Source organism: Haladaptatus sp. AB618 (assembly GCF_024136965.1).
In the GTDB taxonomy this organism is placed as follows: Archaea; Halobacteriota; Halobacteria; order Halobacteriales; family Haladaptataceae; genus Haladaptatus.
This window is the reverse complement of sequence record NZ_JAMYJX010000002.1, coordinates 212,199-231,539: the sequence shown is the minus strand read 5'-3', so window position 1 is coordinate 231,539 and position 19,341 is coordinate 212,199. Positions and strand designations below refer to the sequence as shown.

At 63.1% G+C, this 19,341-nt stretch carries 24 protein-coding genes; 9 read left to right on the top strand and 15 right to left on the bottom strand.

The window, feature by feature from the left end; translation table 11 throughout:
* The first annotated feature begins 24 nt into the window (after positions 1 to 24).
* The 3 genes from NKF26_RS08035 (at position 25) to NKF26_RS08025 (ending at position 3,925) form a co-directional block, all read left to right on the top strand.
* Entirely contained in the window at positions 25 to 573 is a 549-nt protein-coding gene (locus tag NKF26_RS08035; protein WP_253234163.1) for a GMP synthase subunit A, read from the top strand.
* Between the two features lie 35 nt (positions 574 to 608).
* Positions 609 to 2,462 carry a DUF2070 family protein gene (locus NKF26_RS08030; RefSeq protein WP_253226754.1) on the top strand — a complete coding sequence of 618 codons (1,854 nt, stop codon included), beginning with the start codon at positions 609 to 611 and terminating at the stop codon, positions 2,460 to 2,462.
* A 65-nt stretch (positions 2,463 to 2,527) separates the two neighbouring features.
* Positions 2,528 to 3,925 (top strand): FAD-binding oxidoreductase, encoded by a 1,398-nt coding sequence (locus NKF26_RS08025; RefSeq protein ID WP_253234162.1) that lies wholly within the window; start codon positions 2,528 to 2,530, stop codon positions 3,923 to 3,925.
* A 472-nt stretch (positions 3,926 to 4,397) separates the two neighbouring features.
* Here the strand turns inward: NKF26_RS08025 and NKF26_RS08020 are convergent, their stop codons facing one another.
* Together NKF26_RS08020 and NKF26_RS08015 are read right to left on the bottom strand one after the other, a co-directional pair.
* Entirely contained in the window at positions 4,398 to 4,655 is a 258-nt protein-coding gene (locus NKF26_RS08020) for a DUF3194 domain-containing protein (RefSeq protein ID WP_253226756.1), read from the bottom strand.
* A gap of 3 nt (positions 4,656 to 4,658) precedes the next feature.
* Complete coding sequence (locus NKF26_RS08015) at positions 4,659 to 5,054, bottom strand: prefoldin subunit beta (protein ID WP_066144567.1); 396 nt, start codon at positions 5,052 to 5,054, stop codon at positions 4,659 to 4,661.
* A gap of 220 nt (positions 5,055 to 5,274) precedes the next feature.
* On the opposite strand from NKF26_RS08015, the gene NKF26_RS08010 reads away from it, so the two are divergent.
* The gene (locus NKF26_RS08010) at positions 5,275 to 6,261 is read left to right on the top strand and encodes an NAD(P)-dependent oxidoreductase (protein ID WP_253234161.1); all 987 of its coding nucleotides are present in this window, start codon (positions 5,275 to 5,277) and stop codon (positions 6,259 to 6,261) included.
* Positions 6,262 to 6,285: 24 nt separating this feature from the next.
* On the opposite strand, the gene NKF26_RS08005 is transcribed toward NKF26_RS08010, so the two are convergent.
* The 6 genes from NKF26_RS08005 to NKF26_RS07980 all read right to left on the bottom strand — a co-directional run bounded on the left by NKF26_RS08005 (position 6,286) and on the right by NKF26_RS07980 (position 8,723).
* Positions 6,286 to 6,477, bottom strand: coding sequence for a hypothetical protein (locus tag NKF26_RS08005; protein ID WP_253226758.1), 192 nt, complete (start codon positions 6,475 to 6,477; stop codon positions 6,286 to 6,288).
* A 251-nt stretch (positions 6,478 to 6,728) separates the two neighbouring features.
* Positions 6,729 to 7,007, bottom strand: coding sequence for a KEOPS complex subunit Pcc1 (locus NKF26_RS08000; protein WP_253234160.1), 279 nt, complete (start codon positions 7,005 to 7,007; stop codon positions 6,729 to 6,731).
* 5 nt (positions 7,008 to 7,012) lie between these two features.
* Entirely contained in the window at positions 7,013 to 7,147 is a 135-nt protein-coding gene (locus tag NKF26_RS07995; protein WP_066144577.1) for a DNA-directed RNA polymerase subunit P, read from the bottom strand.
* Positions 7,147 to 7,425, bottom strand: a complete 279-nt coding sequence (locus tag NKF26_RS07990) for a 50S ribosomal protein L37ae (RefSeq protein ID WP_253226760.1) — start codon at positions 7,423 to 7,425, stop codon at positions 7,147 to 7,149. The genes NKF26_RS07995 and NKF26_RS07990 overlap by 1 nt, the downstream gene beginning before the upstream one ends.
* Positions 7,426 to 7,468: 43 nt before the next feature.
* Positions 7,469 to 7,624, bottom strand: a complete 156-nt coding sequence (locus NKF26_RS07985; RefSeq protein ID WP_190303757.1) for a hypothetical protein — start codon at positions 7,622 to 7,624, stop codon at positions 7,469 to 7,471.
* A gap of 382 nt (positions 7,625 to 8,006) precedes the next feature.
* On the bottom strand, positions 8,007 to 8,723 hold the full coding sequence (locus tag NKF26_RS07980; protein WP_253226761.1) for a DUF2103 domain-containing protein: 717 nt from the start codon (positions 8,721 to 8,723) through the stop codon (positions 8,007 to 8,009).
* Between the two features lie 120 nt (positions 8,724 to 8,843).
* Between NKF26_RS07980 and NKF26_RS07975 the strand changes: the two genes are divergently transcribed.
* Positions 8,844 to 9,050, top strand: a complete 207-nt coding sequence (locus NKF26_RS07975; protein ID WP_253234159.1) for a hypothetical protein — start codon at positions 8,844 to 8,846, stop codon at positions 9,048 to 9,050.
* A 2-nt stretch (positions 9,051 to 9,052) separates the two neighbouring features.
* On the opposite strand, the gene NKF26_RS07970 is transcribed toward NKF26_RS07975, so the two are convergent.
* From NKF26_RS07970 to pth2, 5 genes are all read right to left on the bottom strand, one after another.
* Positions 9,053 to 10,111 (bottom strand): sodium:calcium antiporter, encoded by a 1,059-nt coding sequence (locus NKF26_RS07970; RefSeq protein ID WP_369682133.1) that lies wholly within the window; start codon positions 10,109 to 10,111, stop codon positions 9,053 to 9,055.
* A gap of 150 nt (positions 10,112 to 10,261) precedes the next feature.
* Entirely contained in the window at positions 10,262 to 11,587 is a 1,326-nt protein-coding gene (gene truD, locus NKF26_RS07965; protein ID WP_253226764.1) for a tRNA pseudouridine(13) synthase TruD, read from the bottom strand.
* Between the two features lie 37 nt (positions 11,588 to 11,624).
* A complete protein-coding gene (locus NKF26_RS07960; RefSeq protein WP_253226765.1) occupies positions 11,625 to 11,984 on the bottom strand; it encodes a hypothetical protein in 360 nt (119 codons plus the stop codon).
* Between the two features lie 103 nt (positions 11,985 to 12,087).
* Entirely contained in the window at positions 12,088 to 13,683 is a 1,596-nt protein-coding gene (locus NKF26_RS07955; RefSeq protein ID WP_253226766.1) for a bacterio-opsin activator domain-containing protein, read from the bottom strand.
* A 141-nt stretch (positions 13,684 to 13,824) separates the two neighbouring features.
* Positions 13,825 to 14,163: a peptidyl-tRNA hydrolase Pth2 gene (gene pth2 / locus NKF26_RS07950; RefSeq protein ID WP_066144589.1), complete on the bottom strand. Its 339-nt coding sequence runs from the start codon at positions 14,161 to 14,163 to the stop codon at positions 13,825 to 13,827.
* 82 nt (positions 14,164 to 14,245) lie between these two features.
* Between pth2 and NKF26_RS07945 the strand changes: the two genes are divergently transcribed.
* The 3 genes from NKF26_RS07945 (at position 14,246) to NKF26_RS07935 (ending at position 16,538) form a co-directional block, all read left to right on the top strand.
* Complete coding sequence (locus NKF26_RS07945) at positions 14,246 to 14,968, top strand: Yip1 family protein (protein WP_253234158.1); 723 nt, start codon at positions 14,246 to 14,248, stop codon at positions 14,966 to 14,968.
* Between the two features lie 83 nt (positions 14,969 to 15,051).
* Positions 15,052 to 15,642, top strand: coding sequence for a dCTP deaminase (dcd, locus tag NKF26_RS07940; RefSeq protein WP_066144595.1), 591 nt, complete (start codon positions 15,052 to 15,054; stop codon positions 15,640 to 15,642).
* Positions 15,639 to 16,538 carry a thiamine-phosphate synthase family protein gene (locus tag NKF26_RS07935; protein ID WP_253226769.1) on the top strand — a complete coding sequence of 300 codons (900 nt, stop codon included), beginning with the start codon at positions 15,639 to 15,641 and terminating at the stop codon, positions 16,536 to 16,538. Before dcd ends, NKF26_RS07935 begins: the two co-directional genes overlap by 4 nt.
* On the opposite strand, the gene NKF26_RS07930 is transcribed toward NKF26_RS07935, so the two are convergent.
* A complete protein-coding gene (locus tag NKF26_RS07930; RefSeq protein ID WP_253226770.1) occupies positions 16,535 to 16,870 on the bottom strand; it encodes a hypothetical protein in 336 nt (111 codons plus the stop codon). The two genes, NKF26_RS07935 and NKF26_RS07930, sit on opposite strands and share 4 nt — an antisense overlap.
* Before the next feature lie 609 nt (positions 16,871 to 17,479).
* Here NKF26_RS07930 and NKF26_RS07925 point away from each other — a divergent pair.
* Positions 17,480 to 18,166, top strand: a complete 687-nt coding sequence (locus tag NKF26_RS07925; protein WP_253226771.1) for a class I SAM-dependent methyltransferase — start codon at positions 17,480 to 17,482, stop codon at positions 18,164 to 18,166.
* 129 nt (positions 18,167 to 18,295) lie between these two features.
* Here NKF26_RS07925 and NKF26_RS07920 read toward each other — a convergent pair whose 3' ends face one another.
* Positions 18,296 to 19,222: a sulfide-dependent adenosine diphosphate thiazole synthase gene (locus tag NKF26_RS07920; protein WP_253226772.1), complete on the bottom strand. Its 927-nt coding sequence runs from the start codon at positions 19,220 to 19,222 to the stop codon at positions 18,296 to 18,298.
* Positions 19,223 to 19,341 lie beyond the last annotated feature (119 nt).

Here is a 19,341-nt window from a genome sequence, read left to right as displayed (position 1 = left end):
TCGCGCCCTCCATATCGCCCGCCAATGACGAAAATCCTCGTCGTGGACAACCACGGACAGTTCACCCACCTCGAACACCGGGCGCTCCGTGACATGGGAATCGACACCGAACTCATCGACAACGATACGCCGCCGGAGGAGATCGACGCGGACGGCCTCGTCCTCTCGGGCGGCCCGTCGATGGACGACATCGGAAACTGCGCGGAATACCTCGAACTAGATATTCCGGTGCTCGGCATCTGCTTGGGCATGCAAGTGATTGCACACGTTCTCGACGGCGAAGTAGGCGAGGGCGAGTACGGTGGCTACGCCGACGTGACCGTCGAAATCGACGACGAGGACGACCCGCTCGTCGGATCGCTCGCGCCGGAAACCCGCGTGTGGGCCAGCCACGCCGACGAAGTGAAGCGGGTTCCAACCGGCTTCGAGCGCACCGGCACCAGCGACGTGTGCGGTATCGAGTCGATGAGCGACACCGACCGCGACCTGTACGGCGTGCAGTGGCATCCCGAGGTCGCACACACCGAAGAGGGCGAGGAAGTGTTCGAAAACTTCCAGGATCTCTGCGAGTAGCATCCTTTAACTCTTCGCGGCGTAGCTTTTCGCCAATGACAGCGACCCAGAGCGACCTGGCGAGTCTGTCCCGGTACATCTTCCGTGCCCCGCGGTGGTACGCGAGCATCGCGTTTGCGCTCCTCATCGCCGCGATTGCGGGTGTCGGGGCATTCGATTCCCAGTATATCCTGCAGGACGCGTGGGAAGGCATCTTCTTCATCGGGGTGCCGACGGTCATCGCGAGCGTCTTCACGACGCCGGTGGACCGCCGCCTGAGCGGTCAGTTGACCTACAATCGGTCGTCGCTGCTCGCGCTGACGTGTGAGATCATCGTCGTCGCCGTCCTGTCGATAGCGGGTATCATCGCCGCGCTCACGAAACTGGATCAGCAGTTCGTCTTCGACGTGCTCCTCTTCAGCCTCGCGTCCGTCTTCGCGTTTCGGTTGCTCATCGTGATGGCCGTCTCACGCACGTCGTTTCTGGTCTCCCTGATTCCCGCCGGGATCCAGACCGGCACCGCCGCAGTCCTCTTTTTCATCTACAGCGAGACGATTCGCGTCTTCGAAGTCGGCGGACCGCTGGTGCAGAAATTCCTCGCACGGGGGGACAAGGCACCGGCCGCACTCGGTATCATCACGCCGCGTGATTTCATCGTGCTCGGGATCATCAGCGGGATGTACGCCCTCGCGGTGTACGGCTTTCTCGTCGTCATCGACCGCCCGTGGCGGCGCAGTCTCGGGGTCAGCGCGCTCGACTTCCTTCGGGGATTCATCGGTCACATCGCGGAGGGGACCCGCGAACTGGAGGACTTCTTCGAGCAGATGGGACAACAAGCCGTCGTCCCCGTCACCGTCCTCTCCTTTCGTCGGGAAGGCGGCAGCGAGAAGGCACGGTTCGTCCTCCCGATGATTCACCCGGGTCCGATGGGCGAAATCGGCGGCGGCAACCTCCCCCGCCGCGTCGCCGCCCAGTCGGAGGGACTCGCGTTCCCGCCGCACGCCACCGCCGGACACGATTTCAACCTCGTCACCGAGCGCGAGGTCGATACCCTCCTCGAAACGGCTCAGGAAGCCTACGAACGGATCGAGTACAGCGACGACGCCAGTCGGAGCGTTCGAACGCAGGAAGGTGACGCCAAACTCCTCGGACAGGCGTTCGGCGACGACGCGCTCCTCGTGGCTACCTACTCCCCGGAGTACGCCGACGACGTGGAGTACGCGGTCGGTCTCGCCGCCGCCGCCGAAGCCCGGTCGAGCGGGTTGGACGACGTGATGCTGGTGGACGCCCACAACTGCAACAACGGGCTCCAAGGTGAGGACATCGGCCACATCTACCCCGGCAGCGAGCGCTCGTTCCACATGATTCAGGCCGCGAAAGGAACGGCGAAGGAACTCGGGATGACGAAACGTGGCCGTCCAAAACTCGGAGTCGCATGGGACGAAACGGAGTGGCTGCCCGCGGACGGTATCGGCCCGCTCGGCGTCCGCGTCGCCGTACTCGACGTTGCGGACCAGCGGACGGCCTACGTCCTCGTGGACGGCAACAACATGGAACCCGGCCTCCGTGACAGAATCGTGAAAACCGTGGAGGCGGACGAGGTGGAAGTAATGACCACGGACACGCACATCGTGAACATGGTCGAGTCCTCGAATCAGGTCGGCGGCGCAATCGACCACGACGAACTCATCTCGCTTATCACGCGATTGGTCGATGACGCCACTGCCGACCTCGAACCCGTCGAGGCCGGAATGGAGAGCGAGTACGCGGAGGTCACCGTCTTTGGCAACGACCGCACCGAGACGCTGGCCAGCCACGCCAACGCCGTCATCGCCATGGGTGCGGCGCTGGCCGGGGCGGTCATCCTCGCCGTGACGGCCATCGCCGTTCTCGTCTTCTTCCTCGCCTGAGAATCGCGAACGATTGCAGTCGCATTTATCGACGCCGCTCGCCTACTCGGATTGGGGGAGGAAAAATGGCGACCGAAACAGCCGAAATCGAAGTGGAAACGCTTCGAGCGGAGTTCAAAGGCGACATCGTCACGCCGGACGACGAACCGGTGTACGACGACGCTCGCCGGGTCTGGAACGGGATGATAAACAAGCGTCCGGCGATGGTGGCTCGCTGTGAGGGCGTCGCGGACGTTCGGGCAGCCGTGAACTTCGCCCGCGACCACGACTATCCGATTGCGGTACGCGGCGGCGGTCACGGCGTCGCCGGACGGGCGGTGGTCGACGACGGCCTCGTCATCGACCTCGAACCGATGAATTGGGTGCACGTCACGCCCGAAGCGGGACGCGTTCGCGTCGGTGCCGGGGCGACGTGGGGGGACGTCGACCGCGAGACGCAAGCGTTCGGGCTGGCGGTTCCGGGCGGCGTCGTCTCGGACACCGGAATCGCGGGATTGACCCTCGGCGGCGGGATGGGACACCTCCGGCGGAAGTACGGCCTCTCGTGTGACAACCTCGTTTCCGCCGACGTGGTGACCGCAGACGGGGAGTTCCTCACGGCGAGCGAGGACTCCCACGAGGAACTGTTCTGGGCGCTCCGCGGCGGCGGGGGCAATTTCGGCGTCGTCACGGCGTTCGAGTACGACTGCCATCCGGTGGGTCCGGACGTCGCCATGTGCTTCGTCTGGTTCGACGGTGCGGAGGCACCCGACGTCCTCCGTTCGTTCCGCGAATACGCGCCGGACGCTCCCGACGAGGTGAGCCTGCTCCCGTTCTACGCGTGGGTTCCGGAACTGCCCGAGTTCCCCGAAGCGTCGTGGGGCGACCCGGCCATCGCCGTCCTCGGATGCTACGCGGGAACCCCGGAGAAGGGCGAGGAGGAACTGCGAACGGTTCGTGCGTTCGCGGAACCGGTCGCGGATTTCAGCGGGACGATTCCCTACGTCGAACTCCAGACGATGCTGGACGAGGACTATCCGAGCGGGCGCTACTACTACTGGAAGTCGCTGTATCTGGACGCGTTGAACGACGACGTGATCGACGCCGTCGTCGACTGCGCCGAGCGGTGTCCGGTGTCGCTCTCGACCGTGGACATCTGGCAGGGCGGCGGCGCGGTCTCCCGCGTCGGCGAGACGGAAACGGCCTTCGCCCACCGCGACGCGCCGTACGGACTCAACTTCGAGGCGAACTGGGACGACCCCAGACAGACCGAGGCGGTCATCGAATGGGTGCGCGACTCGGTCGCCGAGATGGAGGAGTTCCCCGAGGCCCGGGGCCAGTACGTCAACTTCCCCGGCCTCGAAGAGGAGTCCTCGGAAGTGCCGTTCGGGGAGAACGCAACGCGACTGGCGAAAGTCAAAGCCGACTACGATCCGGACGACGTCTTTCACGCCCACGGCAACCTCAAGCCAGGGCCAGAGTAGTCACTTTTTGTACTCCCGTCGTGCAGAAAACGGTCCAAAAGCCGAAACAGCAGTGAATCTATCCTCGTTAACTCCCCGAAAACCGTACCATCCCCGTATCGCGTCCGAACGCGAGCCTACTCCCCCCCCAGCGTCTCCGCCGAGGGTTTTCGGGTCACCATGTTCGGCGTGTCCCGGCGTGCAGTCGGTCGTGTCGGTCCTCGCTGTCTCCCGGATGGGAGGGCGTTTGCCACTCGATTGCTGCCGGTTCGCCCGAGGGAAATGTGTCCCGGTCATCGGTTGTCCCGATGGGTGGCGGGTGGGCGGGTCAGCCCCGAGGGCGCTGTCTCACGGCGCGAGGAAAGCGCGCCGGTTCCGCCGTTTTCGGCGGTCGCCCTCCGGGCAGGCCAGTGACTGGCGACTCGTCACAGTGTCCCTTTTGCATTATCTATTATAATATTTCGGCTTGAATAAGCAAGTCAAGAGAGTGACGTTATGCCGATTCCTCGGCTTCCGCCTCGGCGAACAGTTCGTCAACCGCCGCGCGGGCGGCCAGTGCGGCATCGTTCGCCACCTTCTCCTCGTCCCGATTCGCGTTCGGGGCGTTGACGTACACGTCCACTTCGAGGATACCCTCCTCGAACGTGACCGTCACGTCGAAATCCTTGACGTTCGACTGCTTGATTCGTTCGAATATGAGGTCCTCGGCCGCTTCCGAGGCAGTCTGGACGACCGCTTCGTCGCTGGGCATCGCTTACGCGCCGCCAGCGCCGCCGGGACCGGTCGGGCCGGACGGGCCGCCCGCGCCGCCGCCGAGCATCTCTTGGAGTTCGCCCTGCAGTTTCTCGAACTGGGTTCGGACACGCTCTTCCTGCTTGTTCAGCGTCTCGACGCGGATTTCGAGGCTGTCGACCTTGTCTTCGAGGTCCTCCTGAGCCTCGTCGTAGCCGGTCTTGACGAACAGTTCGCCGACTTCGCGGAACATCGTCGCGTCCTCGTCGATGTCTTCGAGTTCTTCGAGCGCGTTCTCCGATTCGGTGAGCTGTGTTTCGGCCTGATTCTTCTGCACGGCGACCTGCTGTGCCGTATCCTGAAGGTCCTGCAGCTGTTCGAGCTTCTCCTGTGCTTCCGGTGGAAGATTACCCTGCATACCCGTCCCTTGTCGTCTGGACTGAAAAAGCCCCGCTTTTACTCGCGCGGAGAGAGCCAGAAGGACTTTGCACGGGTTACGCCCGGCACGCTCCGCCGTGGTTTCGCCCGGTTCGAGTACCGGTCGAAGATATTTCGTAGTACGATCGTGTCCGGAAACGGGAGAGCCATCCGACACACGCGGCAAAATTCGTATTGTCGCGGCGGTCGTGACATCGAGTATGAACGTCTTCGTCGCCGGTGCGACCGGTGTCCTCGGCCGTCGTCTCGTCGCGGAACTCTCGGCACGGAACCATCACGTCGTCGGCCTCACGCGGGACGAGCGCGGCGACGAACTCGTTGCGGAGAACGGTGGAGAGCCCCGACGTGGGGACGTTCTCGACCGGGAATCGCTAGTGGAGGCGGCCGACGGCTGTGACGTGCTGATTCACGTCGCGACTGCTATTCCGACGAGTCTGAAACCGGCCGACGAGGAGTGGACGCGAAACGATCTGGTGCGCGTCGAAGGGGCGCGAAATCTCGTGGCGGTCGCCGACGAAATCGATGCGAAGCGCCTGCTGCTTCAGAGTATCGTCTGGGTCGCCCGCCAACCCGACGGCGGTCGATTCGACGAGGACTCGCCGCCGCATCCCGACCGCGTCACGCGCTCCGCGCTCGAAGCGGAGCGCGTCGTTCGCCGAGGTGGAGAGGTGTACGGATTCGAGGTCGGAATCCTCCGCTGTGGCTGGTTCTACTCGGCCGACTCGGCGCACACTCGGCAGATGGGAGCGGGACTGCTGAACGGGGAGTTCCCGATTCTCGGCGGTGGACTCCTCGGTAGACGGGACGCGACGCTCTCGATACTCCACGTCGAAGACGCGGCGCGGGCGTTCGCCACGGCGGCCGACTCGGACGTGAGCGGCCTGTGGCACGTCACCGACGACGAACCGGTGACGGTCGCCACGCTGTTCACCGCGTTCGCAGAACGACTCGGAGCACCGACACCGCGACGGATACCGGGCTGGCTCGCTCGCCCGCTCGTCGGGACGAATTCGGTTCAGTTGCTGACGATTTCGATGCCGACCACCAACGAGCGATTTCGGGAGACGTTCGACTGGCGACCGCGGTATCGGAGCTATCGGGAAGGTCTCGACGAGGTGATCGAGACGTGGGAAAAAGACCGAACGCTCACGCGAACGCCGAAGGGTGGTGTGTGGAACGAAAACTGAAACGCGACGTTCTCGAACCGTCGTCTACTCGCCCTCGAACAGGACGAGTTCGTCGTCGTCGTTCTCGTCGTCCAAACAGAGCGGGACCGGCGGCCCCCAGAGATACCGGTGCTGACCGCCACACGCGGGGCAGTCGTAGGTTGCAACTCCCTCTCCCTCCGGAACGTTCGAATCCCAGTCGTCGGGGTCGGTGTGTTCCGTGGCGATCGGCGTCATCGTCTCGGGACATCGGATCTCGATGCGGTGGCCTCGTTTGAAATCCGTTCCACCCGTGGAATCCTTTTTACTCCCGAATGGGTTGAGTCGGTCGAACACGACTATCGCCCCCCGGTAGGGGTGGTTCGACGCCACGATACACCGCACTTCGTTCCCGGACTACTTCGGAACACGGTGCTATCGTAAGGAACCCGATGAATACAAATGCGTCGATACAGCAAAAAACATATCCGAAAAAGCTAGACTGACAATCAGCTGATCTGACGATCGGATTCGGTACCCGTTCCGTCCGCGGTTCCGGCGACTGCTTCGGCGACCCCGATCAGCGTCTGCCACGTGTTCAGGGCCGCGCGGAGGGCGACGAGGTCCGTCGCTTCGACGGTAACCAGCATCGTTTTCCCGTCCCGTTCGACGGTCGTCCGCGAGCGCTCGTCGTCGATCTCGCCGATCTCCTGCTCGACGCTTCGGAACACCGTGACGGCACGCTCCTCGGAGTCGTAATCGAATTCGAGAAACGCGTCGTGAGACACGGGCGTTACCGGACGTGAACTTCCTTGACGTCGCGGCTCCGTTCCTTCAGCAGAACGCGGTGGCCACAGTACGGACAGCGGACGCCGCCGTACTCGTCCAGTTCGACATCCCGCTTGCAGCGCGAACACTTGTAACTCATTATTCGTCGTCAGCCAATGCGGCGCGGATGGAGCGCTTGACGGTCTGTCCGGCGGGCGTCTGCGGGCGGTAGGTACCACCGGCGAACGTGTAGCCGCACCGACCGCACTCCCAGATGCCCGTCCCCTGTCGGTCCACGGTGTCGTTACCGCAGTCCGGGCAGGTGTGGTTTTCGTTCATGTCCGCTTCGATTTCGGAGATGCGCTTGCGCGCGACGCGACCGTATCGCGCCCCGAACCGACCGGCACTGCCGGTTCGTGATCGAGAGTCTTCGGCCATAGTACCGGGAAATAACCCGAGAGGACTGATAAACCCTTTGAGTTCAGACCGGCGGGCGAGCCAACGCGTACCCGACGACCAACAGCGCCCCGAGCAGGCCGAGGATGGCCATCGGGAACGACGTGAACTGCCCAGCCACGTATCCACCGCCCGATAGCGTCGGAATAGCCGTGAGTATCGCGTCGTAGCGTGAGGCCATGTAATTACATATAATTACGCAGGCCCAAAAGGGCTGGGGCTTCGTCAGAAACGGGCGTGATTGAGTGTAATCGGGGGATTCGACTACAAAAGTTACGGCTACACGCTCGCGACGAGCCGCTTCTTGTCTTGCCGTGACAGCAAGTACAGACGTCAATGAGACCGCACCGCATCGCAACCGCACAGCACCACCCGCCTCCCCAGCCGATTCACTCCGACGCGCCTGTCGGGCGCGTCCTCGTTCATCCCTCGCGCAGTATCCCGGTACCACCCAACCGACCGTTGGTTGCGCGGTCCCGCCAGCACGCGCCGTCCGGTTGGACAAGGTTGTACGAGACCGACCAACGGACGCGTCGAACGAAAACCGAAATCCGATTCGCGGGCTACTGAAACCCGCTCTCCTGTAGCGCCTCGTTCAGATCCTCCCGAATCCGCTCGCCGAGTTCGCGGTCCATCGCGGTAGTGACGACGCGGTTCTCCTGCACGCTGGAGCCATCGCGGAGGAGGATGCGGACGTTGCCGTTCTCGTCGGCGCGGGTCGCCTTGGCGCGGACGCCGGAGTCCGAACTCGACCCTCCGGCGCTGATGGGACCGGGGATGACCTTCTTGACGTGCGGGTGGCAAGCGACTTCCCGGATCACCCGCATACCGTCGCGGTTGCCGATGAGCGTGGTGTGTGAGCCGCCGAGTTTCTCGCTCGGGTCGAGGTCCACGACTTCGAGCGAGCGCTCCCCTCGGCGAGCGAGCACCTCCTCGACCGGGTCCTCGTCGCCGACGCGGTAGAAGTCGTGGTGGAGTTTCGCCCGGATCGCCCGAATCACGTCGCGGTCGCCCGCCGCGTACACCTCCTCGGGGTGTTTCCGGCGGACTTCGTCGGCGATGCGCCCCGCGAAGTTGCGGAGTTCGACGACCTCGTTTTCGCCGTCCTCTGGCGTGGTCCGGACGCCGGTCTTCCCCACGACGGTTTCGTCTCGGAGCATCGTGAGTTCGGCGTGGTCGCGGGCGACGGTGAGGACGACGGAGTCGGCGTTCTGCGTCCGGCAGACCAGGCAGTAGTCGCCCGGTCGTTCGAGCGAGGACGCACACTGCCGACAGTTCATGCGCGTTCATTGCCAATCGCGGCGTTTAACGTCGGCGTTTCGGAATCGAGTTCGATGAGAGAAAGATAAATATCGGATAGAAGACAACTTCGGGTATGCGCTTCCGGATAGTCACCTCCCGTGGTTCCTTCCTCTCGCTGCTCGCCCTCCTATCGCGTCGGCTACGCCGCTGCGGTTCGTCGACACCGGCGGTTGGCCCTCGGCGCTCCGCCCGTCGCGTTCGCCATCGTACTCGCACTCACACTATCGGTTACCCGCGTCAGGGGACCGAACGACTTCCTGATCCCCGCGTTCCTGCTCGGACGGACGATTCCGAAAGGAAACTGAGTCTACATTTCTATCGGCGCGCCCCCGAAGACGACGAAGCTGACGACCCAGTAGGCGACGTACAGGCCGAGCAGGACGTACCCCTGCCACGGTCGGAGACGACCGGTGTGGATGAAGTACGCCGCGAGCACGGTCCCGACGATGAACACGGGCAGGTGCCAGACGAGGACGGACGACCCGATGCCGATGCTCCCCGCCAACGCGATGACCCCGATTTTCCCCGTCACCGAAAAGAGGACGCTCCCGACGACGTTGCCGACGCCGATCTCTGGCGCGCCGCGCCGGACGGGTTCGATGGTCAAAAAGAGGTCCTCGACGGTCAACACGGCCGTCGCGACGGTCGCACCGAACACGGTGTCCTCGATGCCGTAGGTCGTGACGATTCCCTCCGTCCCCATCGACATGGCCGAGGCACCGATGACGAGACCGACGAGCGCCACGACCGAGAGACCCAACCACGCGATTCCCGGAAGTTCGCGGTCGGGGACGAACGGAATATCGTCGGCGGCGGGGCGGACGACACCACCGTCCAGCATCTCCCGTACCTCCGTATCCCGGAAGACGGGAGTGTTGCGACTCGATTCCCGGTACACGATGTAGCCGAAGACGAGGACGAACAGGGCGATGAGGACGACGCCATCGGAGGGCGTCACGCTCCCGGACAGCACAAACGGCACCATCACGAACGGCGACAGCGCGAACAGGACGAGGTAGTCGCGGGGAACGTCCACCTCGAAGGGAGTGAGGATGGCGGCCAGCGCGAGCGTGATTCCGGTCAGCGACAGCGCGGTGCCGAACACGACGCCGAGCGCGACGCCGTCCAAGTTCTCGACGTTGGTCGCGACCCCGAAAACCACGTCGTCGAACTCGATGCCGGTGAAGAGGATCGCGAGGACGAACAAGGAGAGGTCGAGACCGACGGCGGCCTTGGTGAGGAACCCGATGAGTTTCTCGACGCTGTACACCAACAGCGCCGCTCCGGCGATGAAGACGATTCCGGCGGGGAGTCCGGTCACCATCGGCGCGTCGTCGCCCTCCGCGAGGACGGGCGTGACCGTCATCGAGACGAAAACGACCGCGGCGAGCAGTATCGAAATCACCCTTCCCTTGCGACCGGCCATCGATGGAGTCACGCCGGGGTTCACCATATGCCCTCGGAGCCGTGGAGCGAAGTACGGTGAAGGATTATACACGCGGCCGGGGCCGCCCCGCTATCCCATCTCCAGCGGGTTCTCCTTCAGGAATTCGCGTAAGAAGACCGTCGCATACGAGCCCGAGGGAAGCGAGAATGCGAACGAAAGCGGGTCGTGGGAAAGCGAGAACTCGGATCCGAGCAGTATCGCGCGGCGGGTGCCGGTCGAGTGGAACTCGCCGGGCAGGTTGAAATCGTGCGGTTCGAGGTCGAGGTCGTCGAGGATTTCGCGTTCGATGTCGCCCTGCTCCCCCTCGGCGAGTTCCGTCTCGGTGCCGACCAGCGGCGCGGTGACGAACGCCCGCCCGCGCCGACAGTGGCGTTCGATGGTCCGAACGCGCTTTTCGCTCACGGTCTGCTGGCGGTCCATGTCGGGAACGGTGAAGCCGTCCACCTCCTCGGCGAAACAGACCACATCGCCCGCGACCGGTTTGTCGAACGGAAGCCCGCGCCGAAGCCGCTCGCTCAGGATGCGGTTGAACACGTACGACTGGGCGGCGTTGACGAGCAACCGCTGAAGGTTCGTCGGGAGCGATTCGAGCGCGTCCCGGAAATCCTCGGGGTCCGTTCCGCCGTTTTCCACGAGTCGGTGAGCCATCGAGCGCTCGAACCCAAGTCGGTTCGGCAGGGCGTCGAGGACGGCGTCCCAATCGGGTGCGCGGTCTTCGACGCGCTGACGGGCCTCGCGCGTGTCGTCGGGTTCCGTCTCGAACGGGTTGCCGACGTAGGCCATTACCGCGTCCTCCCACTCCTCGCGGACGACGTGGAGGCCGACCTCGTGCGTGATGGGTCGCAGGCTTCCGAATCGCTGCTGTCCGAAGAAGTTGGGAACGGCGAGGGAGTCCTCGCCTCCGGCGAACTCGCGCAGTTGGTCGGCGATGTCGTCCGCGTTTTCCGGGCGGTCTGGGTTCGAAACCGTTATCTCGAACTCGTTGCCCACGAGGTCGCCGAACAGGAGTTCACGGCCCGCTCGCCCGACGGGTTCCAGTTCGGCGGCTCGCATCTCCGGGAGGTCCCCCGGGTCGACTTTCCGGAGGCTGAACAGTTGGGTCGTCACCGCGCGCTTATCCTTTGTCCCGGCCCACGACACGCGCTCCCGGCTGATACCGAGCGCGCTGGACAGACTCCGGGCGAAATCGTTCGTGTCCCACCCGTGCAGGGTCGCACGGACGACGAGATACGGGTACGACCCCGTATCGGAGTCCATCGGCTCCGCGTCGAACCGCTCGATTTCCCGCACCCGGAAATCCTCGTTCGTCTCGCGTAGCGTTCCCCCCACGCCGTCCGCGTCGCTGACGTAATACTCCATGCCGACCACTCTCTCGATGGGATGTGCCTCGCGCATTCGTCCGGAGGTTGTGCCCGAACGGAATTAAAAAACTCTACTCGACGATGCTGATGCGTTCCGTCACCGAATCCATTGACTCACCGGGAAAAACGGTTCCCGATTCGGTGTCGTACGTGACGAGACCGGCGGCCGCGAGTTTCGGCAGATGGACGTGATACAGCAGAATCTCCGCCTCGTCGGCGTCGTCGTCCGGAATTTCGGTGATGCTGGAATCCGCATCCCACGCCGCGACGTGGTACGCGAGGTCACCGATCTCGGTCGGTGATGTCGCATCTGCGAGATACGAGAGGACGTATCGGCGGTAGGAACTGCTCAGCACGTCGAACAGCACCTCTGCCGATAGTTCGGTTCGTTCTCTCGGCGATGTCTCGGTTTTCGTGTGTCTCTCCATCATCAACCGTGTACTAGTACTTGGGGGACAAGTACGCGCTACCTACGTACGTTGGTTGGGTGTGAGTGGTTACCATACCGCAATATCGTGCATAGATGTCCGGAGTTCAGTCCGGAGATTCGTCGAAAAACGAAGATGCGAGTTTCCGTTCGGCCTTTCGGAGATGTTGGTGGAGCGTCGCGGGTGCGATGCCCATCGACTCTGCGATCTGTTCGGCCGTACTCTCGCGCGGCCAGTCGTAATAGCCAGCCAGATACGCGGCCCGAAACGCCGAGCGCTGTCTCGTCGTCAACTCGGTCGAGAGCGCGTCCCTGAAATCCTGCTCGGAGCGTTCGGTTCGTTCGAGATCGTGTTTCGCGAGGAGTTCGGTGTCGGGATGCGAGGAGCGAATCGACGACATCAACGCCCGAATATCGGTTCCCTTCGGGACTTCCACGACGATATCTTCCCTTCCGTCGTGTGCGCGTGCCGTCTGTACCTTCGCACTGGATTCGATGAAACTCTCGACCAACGACGAGGAAACGGTCAGCACGAGCAGTCCCTCGTGGTCGTGCACCCAGACGATGCGTGCCTCGTCGATTTTCGGGACCGTCGTGGCGGTGTCAGCCACCTGCTCCGGCGATGCGTCTTCGACGCGGACGTAGTAGAGGTAGCGACCGTCGGATGTCGGAACGGTACCATCGAGGACGAGCGTGCAGTCGATTCGGCGCGAGAGATCGACCAGCAGTGCTTCATCGTCCGTAACACGAAACGCCAGTTCCACGACCGGTCTGTCGGTCGCGAGGAGTTTCTTGCTCTCGGCGGCGTTGATGGCGAACCCGACGAGTTCGCCCAGTACATCGAACCCGGCGGCCTCGCGCTCGCTGAAAGCGTTCGCCCGCGTCGCGTAGACGACCAACACCCCGTAGGTCGTCCCTCCGTACGAAAGCGGAACGGCGATTCCGGACCGAAGTCCCTGTTCCCTCCCTTCCTTTCGAAGGCGTTCGGTGAGGGCAGGGGTCTCGGAAAAATCACGGACGACGACGTGTCGTTCCGTCCGAAACGCCGTCGTCGCGGGTCGTTCCCAAACTTTGTTCGTCGCTTCGACCTCGCCCACGAGTTCGTGGAACGCTCCATCGTCGCCAGCGTGTGCGCGGGAGATGATACTGTCCTCGACGATATCGTGTTCGCCGACCCACGCGAACCGATAGAGATCGGAATCGGCCAACCGGGAGCAGACCGCCTCCTCGATTTCCTCGCGCGTCGCCGCGTCGACGAGTTCGTGAATGACTTCGCGGACGAGTTCGTTGATGCGGTTCAGCGTCTCCAGTTCGTCACGCTGCTGTCGGAGTTCACGCTCGCGTTTCCGTCGCTTGGAGAGGTTTCTCCCCGTCCCTGCGAATCCGGCAACCGTTCCGTCCTCGGTCGTGATTCGCGTCGCGTTGAACTCGTACGGAACGTGGTCGCCGTCCTTGGTCACGAGTGCGGACTGGCGCGTCTCCGCGCTCGTCCCCGACAACACCATGTCGATCGCCTCGGCGATCATCTCCGCGTCCGCTTCCGGGATGAAATCCAGCGGAGCCATGCTCCGGAGTTCGTCGTCGTCGTAGCCAGTGACGGTCGTCAGCCGGTCGTTCCACTCGACGAGCCTGCCGTTTGCGTCGAAAACGTAGAAAACGTCGGGGAGCGTGTCGAGAACGGCACGGACGGTCGATTTATCCATCGGTCTCGAACGAAATGGCCGCGAAGTCTCTGCCAACGTTGCGTTTGACAATATGACACATGGCAACAGAGTACATGCCCTAGCAAAGAGAAGCGACCGGGTCGGCAAAAGATTTCGGATTTGATATATTTCGGAGGGTTCTCAGAACAGCGAAAGGTCGCCGGTGACCTTGTCCACGAGGTCGTCGTCGGCGGGACCGACGGCGAGGGCAGTGGCGGTACCGGGGTCAAGTTGCGTGTGTCCGGCGTCGCGGATGATGGCGTTCGGAAGTCCCTCCACCCGTGCTTTCTCCGCGAGACGGAACAGTTCCTCCTCGCTTCCCGCCTTCAGGACGACCTTCTTCTGACCCTCGCCCTTCCACCGTTTTCGTGCTCGGTCTCCGGTATCCTCGTACGCCGACAGCGACGCGTGAGCGACCTGCGCGGCGAGTTTTCCTTTCCCCATCCCGATGTCGGTGCGAGCGACGATGGCCTGTTTCATACCTCTGGATGGTGGTGTGGCGAACTAAAGCGCTCCTACTCGATTCGAGAAAGCTTATTATACGTGACAAATATGCGAATGTATGCTTTCGGATGCCCTCTTTCACCCCGACACGTTCTTTGAGGAACGAACGCCGCGACCGAGTCTGGGAAGCGCGTTGGCCGTCGTCCTCGTCGTCGCGCTTTTTTCGACGGCGATTTTCGGAGTTATTGGATGGTCGCTGAGCCAACGAATGACCGGGACGACGCAGATAGACAACCCGAATCGCCCCGCCGACGTGTTCTGCAACGATGAGTTCTACCAGGACAATCCGGTGTCCGATGGCTGTTCACAACCGAAGACGAAAACCGTCGTCGTCGGCGACCTCCTCTGGAAGGAGTTCCAGAAGAAGGTCCCGCTCGTCTTCGTCGGCATCCTCGTCGGATGGCCGTTGACCGCAGTCGGACTGCACGTCACCTCCGCCCTCTTCGACGGCGAGGGGTCGTTTTCCAGCACGCTGGCGGTCGCTGGTTGGGGAATGCTGCCGTCGCTGGTGCAGGCGCTCGTCGGTCTCGGACTGTTCTACATCGCGCTCCAGCACGTCGACCTTTCGGGAAGCAACGTCGAACTCCTGACGGACCAACTCCAGTCGCTCATCGCGAAAGCCCGTGGCGGGACGCTACTCGTCTCTGCCCTCGGAGCGCTCTGGCAGGGTGTCGTCTGGACGTACGGGTTGAAACACGCCCGACGGCTCAGGACCGGTGAAGCGGCGGCGGCCGCCGGAATCGTCGCGGTTTTGCTGTTCGTTATGGGAGCGCTCGGCTAGTTCCGATTCGTGTCCCGAGAATCCCCCCGACGAACGCCCACTGACCGGAGAGCCTTTAGGTACCCCTTCCCCTGTTTTCGACAATGATACTCTCGGACGCGGACATTCACGAACGGCTCGAATCGGGGGAACTGGTCGTCGAACCGATAGACGAACCCGATCTCCAAATTCAACCGGCGAGCATCGACCTCCGACTCGGCGAGGAGTTCCTCGAATTCCAGCGCACCAACATCCCCTGCATCCATCCCGACAGCGAGGACGAGGTGGACAGTTACGTCACCGAAACCATCGTGGACGAGGGCGACGAGTTCATCCTTCATCCGGGCGATTTCGTCCTCGGAACGACGAAGGAGCGCGTCGAAATCCCGTCGGACCTGCTGGCACACGTCGAGGGACGCTCGTCGCTCGGGCGACTCGCGGTCGTGGTCCACGCCACTGCTGGCGTCGTGGACCCCGGCTATCGCGGCCAGATCACGCTCGAACTGTCGAACCTCGGCACCGCGCCGGTCGCGCTCAAGCCGGGAACCCGAATCTCCCAGCTCATCTTCACGGAACTCAAGAACCCCTCTGATCGACCCTACGGGTCCGAACGCGGCTCGAAATATCAGGACCAAGCCGGACCGCAGGCGTCCCGAATCGGCAGCGACCACGAGTTCGGCGGTGACCAACTGTGAGGTTCGCGGAGGAAGTCGTCGTCGAGGAGTTCCTCCCGACGTTTCGGTCGATGCTCGCCGAGGACCTTCGGGAGCGCGGCCTGACCCAGAGCGAGGTCGCGGACGCCCTCGGCATCAGCCAGAGCGCGGTTTCGAAGTACGCGCACGGCGACGTGGCGGGAAACGAGCGGGTTCGGGAGGACGAGCGGGTCGCCCGCCTCGTGGACGAAATCGGCGAAGGGTTGGCAACCGAGAGCATGAGCCAGCTACAGGCGCTCGTGGAGGTCGAAGTGCTCATCCGTCGACTTGAGGACCGCGACCTCATCGCACAACTCCACGAGGAGGCGATGCCCGAACTGGCTGGATACGGCGGCGACTTCAACGTTCACGACCCGGACGACGAACTACGGGCGACCGAACGCGTCCTCTCGTCCATGCGCCGCGGCGTGCACATCGTGGAGGGAACGAGCGGCTTCACGTCGCTCATTCCGGCGGTCGGGTCGAACCTCTGTGAGTGTCTCCCCAACGCCGAGAGCATCGACGACGTGGCCGGGATTCCCGGTCGCATCTTCGACGTGAAGGGACGGGCGACGATTCCGGCCGACCCCGAGTTCGGCGTCAGCGGGCACGTCGCCTCCATCCTCCTCGCGGCCCGGAACGAGGGCGCGGACGTCCACGCCGCGCTCAACATCAGGTACGCGCCCGAAATCGTGGAGCGACTCGAATCGACCGGCCGTGCGACCGCCGAGTTCGACGCCGAGTACGACGACCTCGGCACGGCAATCGAGACGGCGCTCGACGGGACGCCCGACGCGACGGTGCTCTATCAGACCGGCGGCTACGGTATCGAGCCCATCGTCTACGTTCTGGGGAACTCCGCGGAAGAAGTGGCTGAAATCGCGCGGGAAATCGTTTAAACCGGAACCCGCTCGCTGCGCTGTACCTCGCGGACGATGTCGTCCGGTCGAACGTCCTCCCGCTCACGACGGATGTCGTTGACGGTCTCCGCGAGCGAGAGAAGTGCCGAGACGGCACGGTCGCGCGTTGCGACGCGGCCGACCGGTCGGATCGTGGTGTATCTGTTTCCGATGCTGTCCTCCAGTTCGAGTTCCCATTCGTCCGCAATCGACGCTCTGACTGCCTTCACGGCGATATCTCCGTCCCGATGCTGGAGTTGGATCTCGTCCCCTCTGATGGGTGATCGCTCCCATTCAGCGGGAATCTCTCCGGTGTCAGACGATGATTGCATGGTTTCGTTTTGTATTGTCCCGTTCATTCTGTGTTTGTCCTGGTTGCCTGTGCGGGTCGTTTATGTCCGCGCGCCGAAGTGGCACACACAAAGTATATACCAATCCGGCATCACTCTCTATTCACCTCGGGTAGGGGTACACGAGGTGACATTTTTCTTCGAACTACGCCTGTAGCTTCGGGTCTGGGCCGACGTATCACCCGTTCGTGTTTTCGAAGTTTCGTTTCATCGTGTCCGTCGTTCCGAGTGGACCCGTTATGTTTCGATGACGGATGGGGGCACCTCGTAGCGTGTTCAATACTGTCTCCGAAACCGTCCCATCCTCCGAACAGTTGGCTTTGATGACAGTCCTCAATCACCGGAGTCTGTCATCTCGACTGTCACGTAGTATAAGTACGAACCTCGAATTACTTCAGCCCTGTGGGCGTTTTCTGATCGGTCCGTATACGGACTTGTCCATCCGATTGAATAGATTTGATACTTCGAATTTCCCAAACGAGATTAGTACGAATCACGCCTCGTCGGCCCTCGTGTCGAGTCACGTTCACACTTCCGACGTTCGTGGTGACAGCCCGATTTCTTTTATCGGACTCCGTCGTACGACCATGCATGTCACGGCGTGGAACGACTGCCGCACAACAGTTCTACGGACGGTGGGCGCAGTTATACGACCTCCTTGCAGTGGCGACACCCGGCCTCTCCGAACTCCGAAGCCGAGTCGCCGACGAACTGCACCTCTCGCCCGGGGACACTGTGATCGAGATGGGTTGTGGGACCGGCGCGAACTTCCCTCACCTGCGGGAACGCGTCGGTCCGGCGGGTCGCGTCGTCGGCGTCGATTTTACGCGCGGAATGCTCGACCAAGCGCGGGACAGAATCGACCGCGAAGGCTGGGAGAACGTCCACGTCGTGCAGGCCGATGCAGCGACGTTCTCGCCCCGCGAGGACGTCGACGCCGTCCTCGCCACGTTCGTCATCGGGATGCTCGGCGACCCGCACGGCACCGTCACCCGCTGGCTGGACGAAATCCGTCCCGACGGCCATCTCGCGCTCCTCGACGCCGGGCGGAGTTCACGAACCTACTCGTGGCCCGTGAATCTGGCTTTCAAGGGACTCGTTCTCGCCTCCACACCCGGCGATATCAGCGCGTTCGAAAAACCGCCCTGGTACGTGCTGGACGAACGAATCGCGGAGTCGCGGCGGGCGCTGTCGGCGGGAGCAGTCGATGTTCAGGATAGCGAGCACGCGCTGGGCGTGGTGCGAATCACGGGTGGACGAGTGGCGGAAAGTCGATAGGGGTCGTCCACGACGGGGGTCGACCGTACGAATTCGCCCGCCTCGCAAAATAGTTGAATAGATGAACAATTGGTTGAGTATACTTTCGACCGAAGAACGGTTCGTCCGTGACGAACCTGCCTCGCCCGTTCAGTCGTCAGCGGGTGACGGACTGCCCGTCATCTCCACCGTGCCGCCGACTTCCAACTCGTCCAGCGCGACTTGCGCGGAGCGCTTACCCGACAACAACATCGCGCCGAAGGTCGGTCCCATGCGGGTGAGTCCGTGAGTCGTCGCGGTGGCGAGACCCGTGGAAATCAACCCGTCGTGGACCTTTCCGGCGTGTTCGACGACTTCGTCCTCGCTCTTTGCGACCCACATCGAGTCGTGACCCGGCGAGTCGTGGCCGGGCGCGCCGTACTCGCCCTCTCCGGATTTGTCCATGCCGGTGTTGTGCTCCTGTGCGTGCTCCAGACCGGGCGCGTCGAGGACGCCGCGCTCTTGGAGTTTCGAGACGACCACCGCCTCGTGGCCCGTCGCATCGATGACGAGGTCGGACTCCACCGCGATGGGGTCCACGCAGGTGAGTTCGCGCGGGAGCGCGTGGACCGGCGTCCAGTTCATGACGATGCCGCCGACGCGGTGGCCCTCGCGGACGACCACGTCGGTGAACTCGGTCATGTTCTGCATTTTGACTCCGGCGGCGCACGCCGACTCGATGAGCGCGGAACAGGCGTGCGGGCCGTTCGCGACGTAGAGACCCTCGGCCTCGTCCGACTCCTCGTATGGGACGCCGAGTTCGTCCAACACGTCCTGTGACGGGTCGCGAACCGTCACCTTGTTCATCAGGAACCCGCCGAGCCAAAAGCCGCCGCCGAGGTAGTTGTTCTTCTCCACGACCATCGTGTCCACGCCGCGCTCGGCGAGTTCCTTCGCCGCGACCAACCCGGACGGGCCGCCGCCGACGATGATGACCTCGGTGTCGGTGAACTCGGTGAACTCCTCGCTCCACGCGGTGCCGATTGCTCGTGTGACCTCCGCCTCGCTGACGTCCGCAAAGCCGTCGAATCCGTGCATACCACCTAGTGATATTACTAAGTGGTTGAAAACCGTTTCCCTCTGCCAGTGACAGAAGCAGAGCTGAGGAAGATGGCTGTGAACGATCACAACGGGTATGCGGTGATGTTACTGGGAAT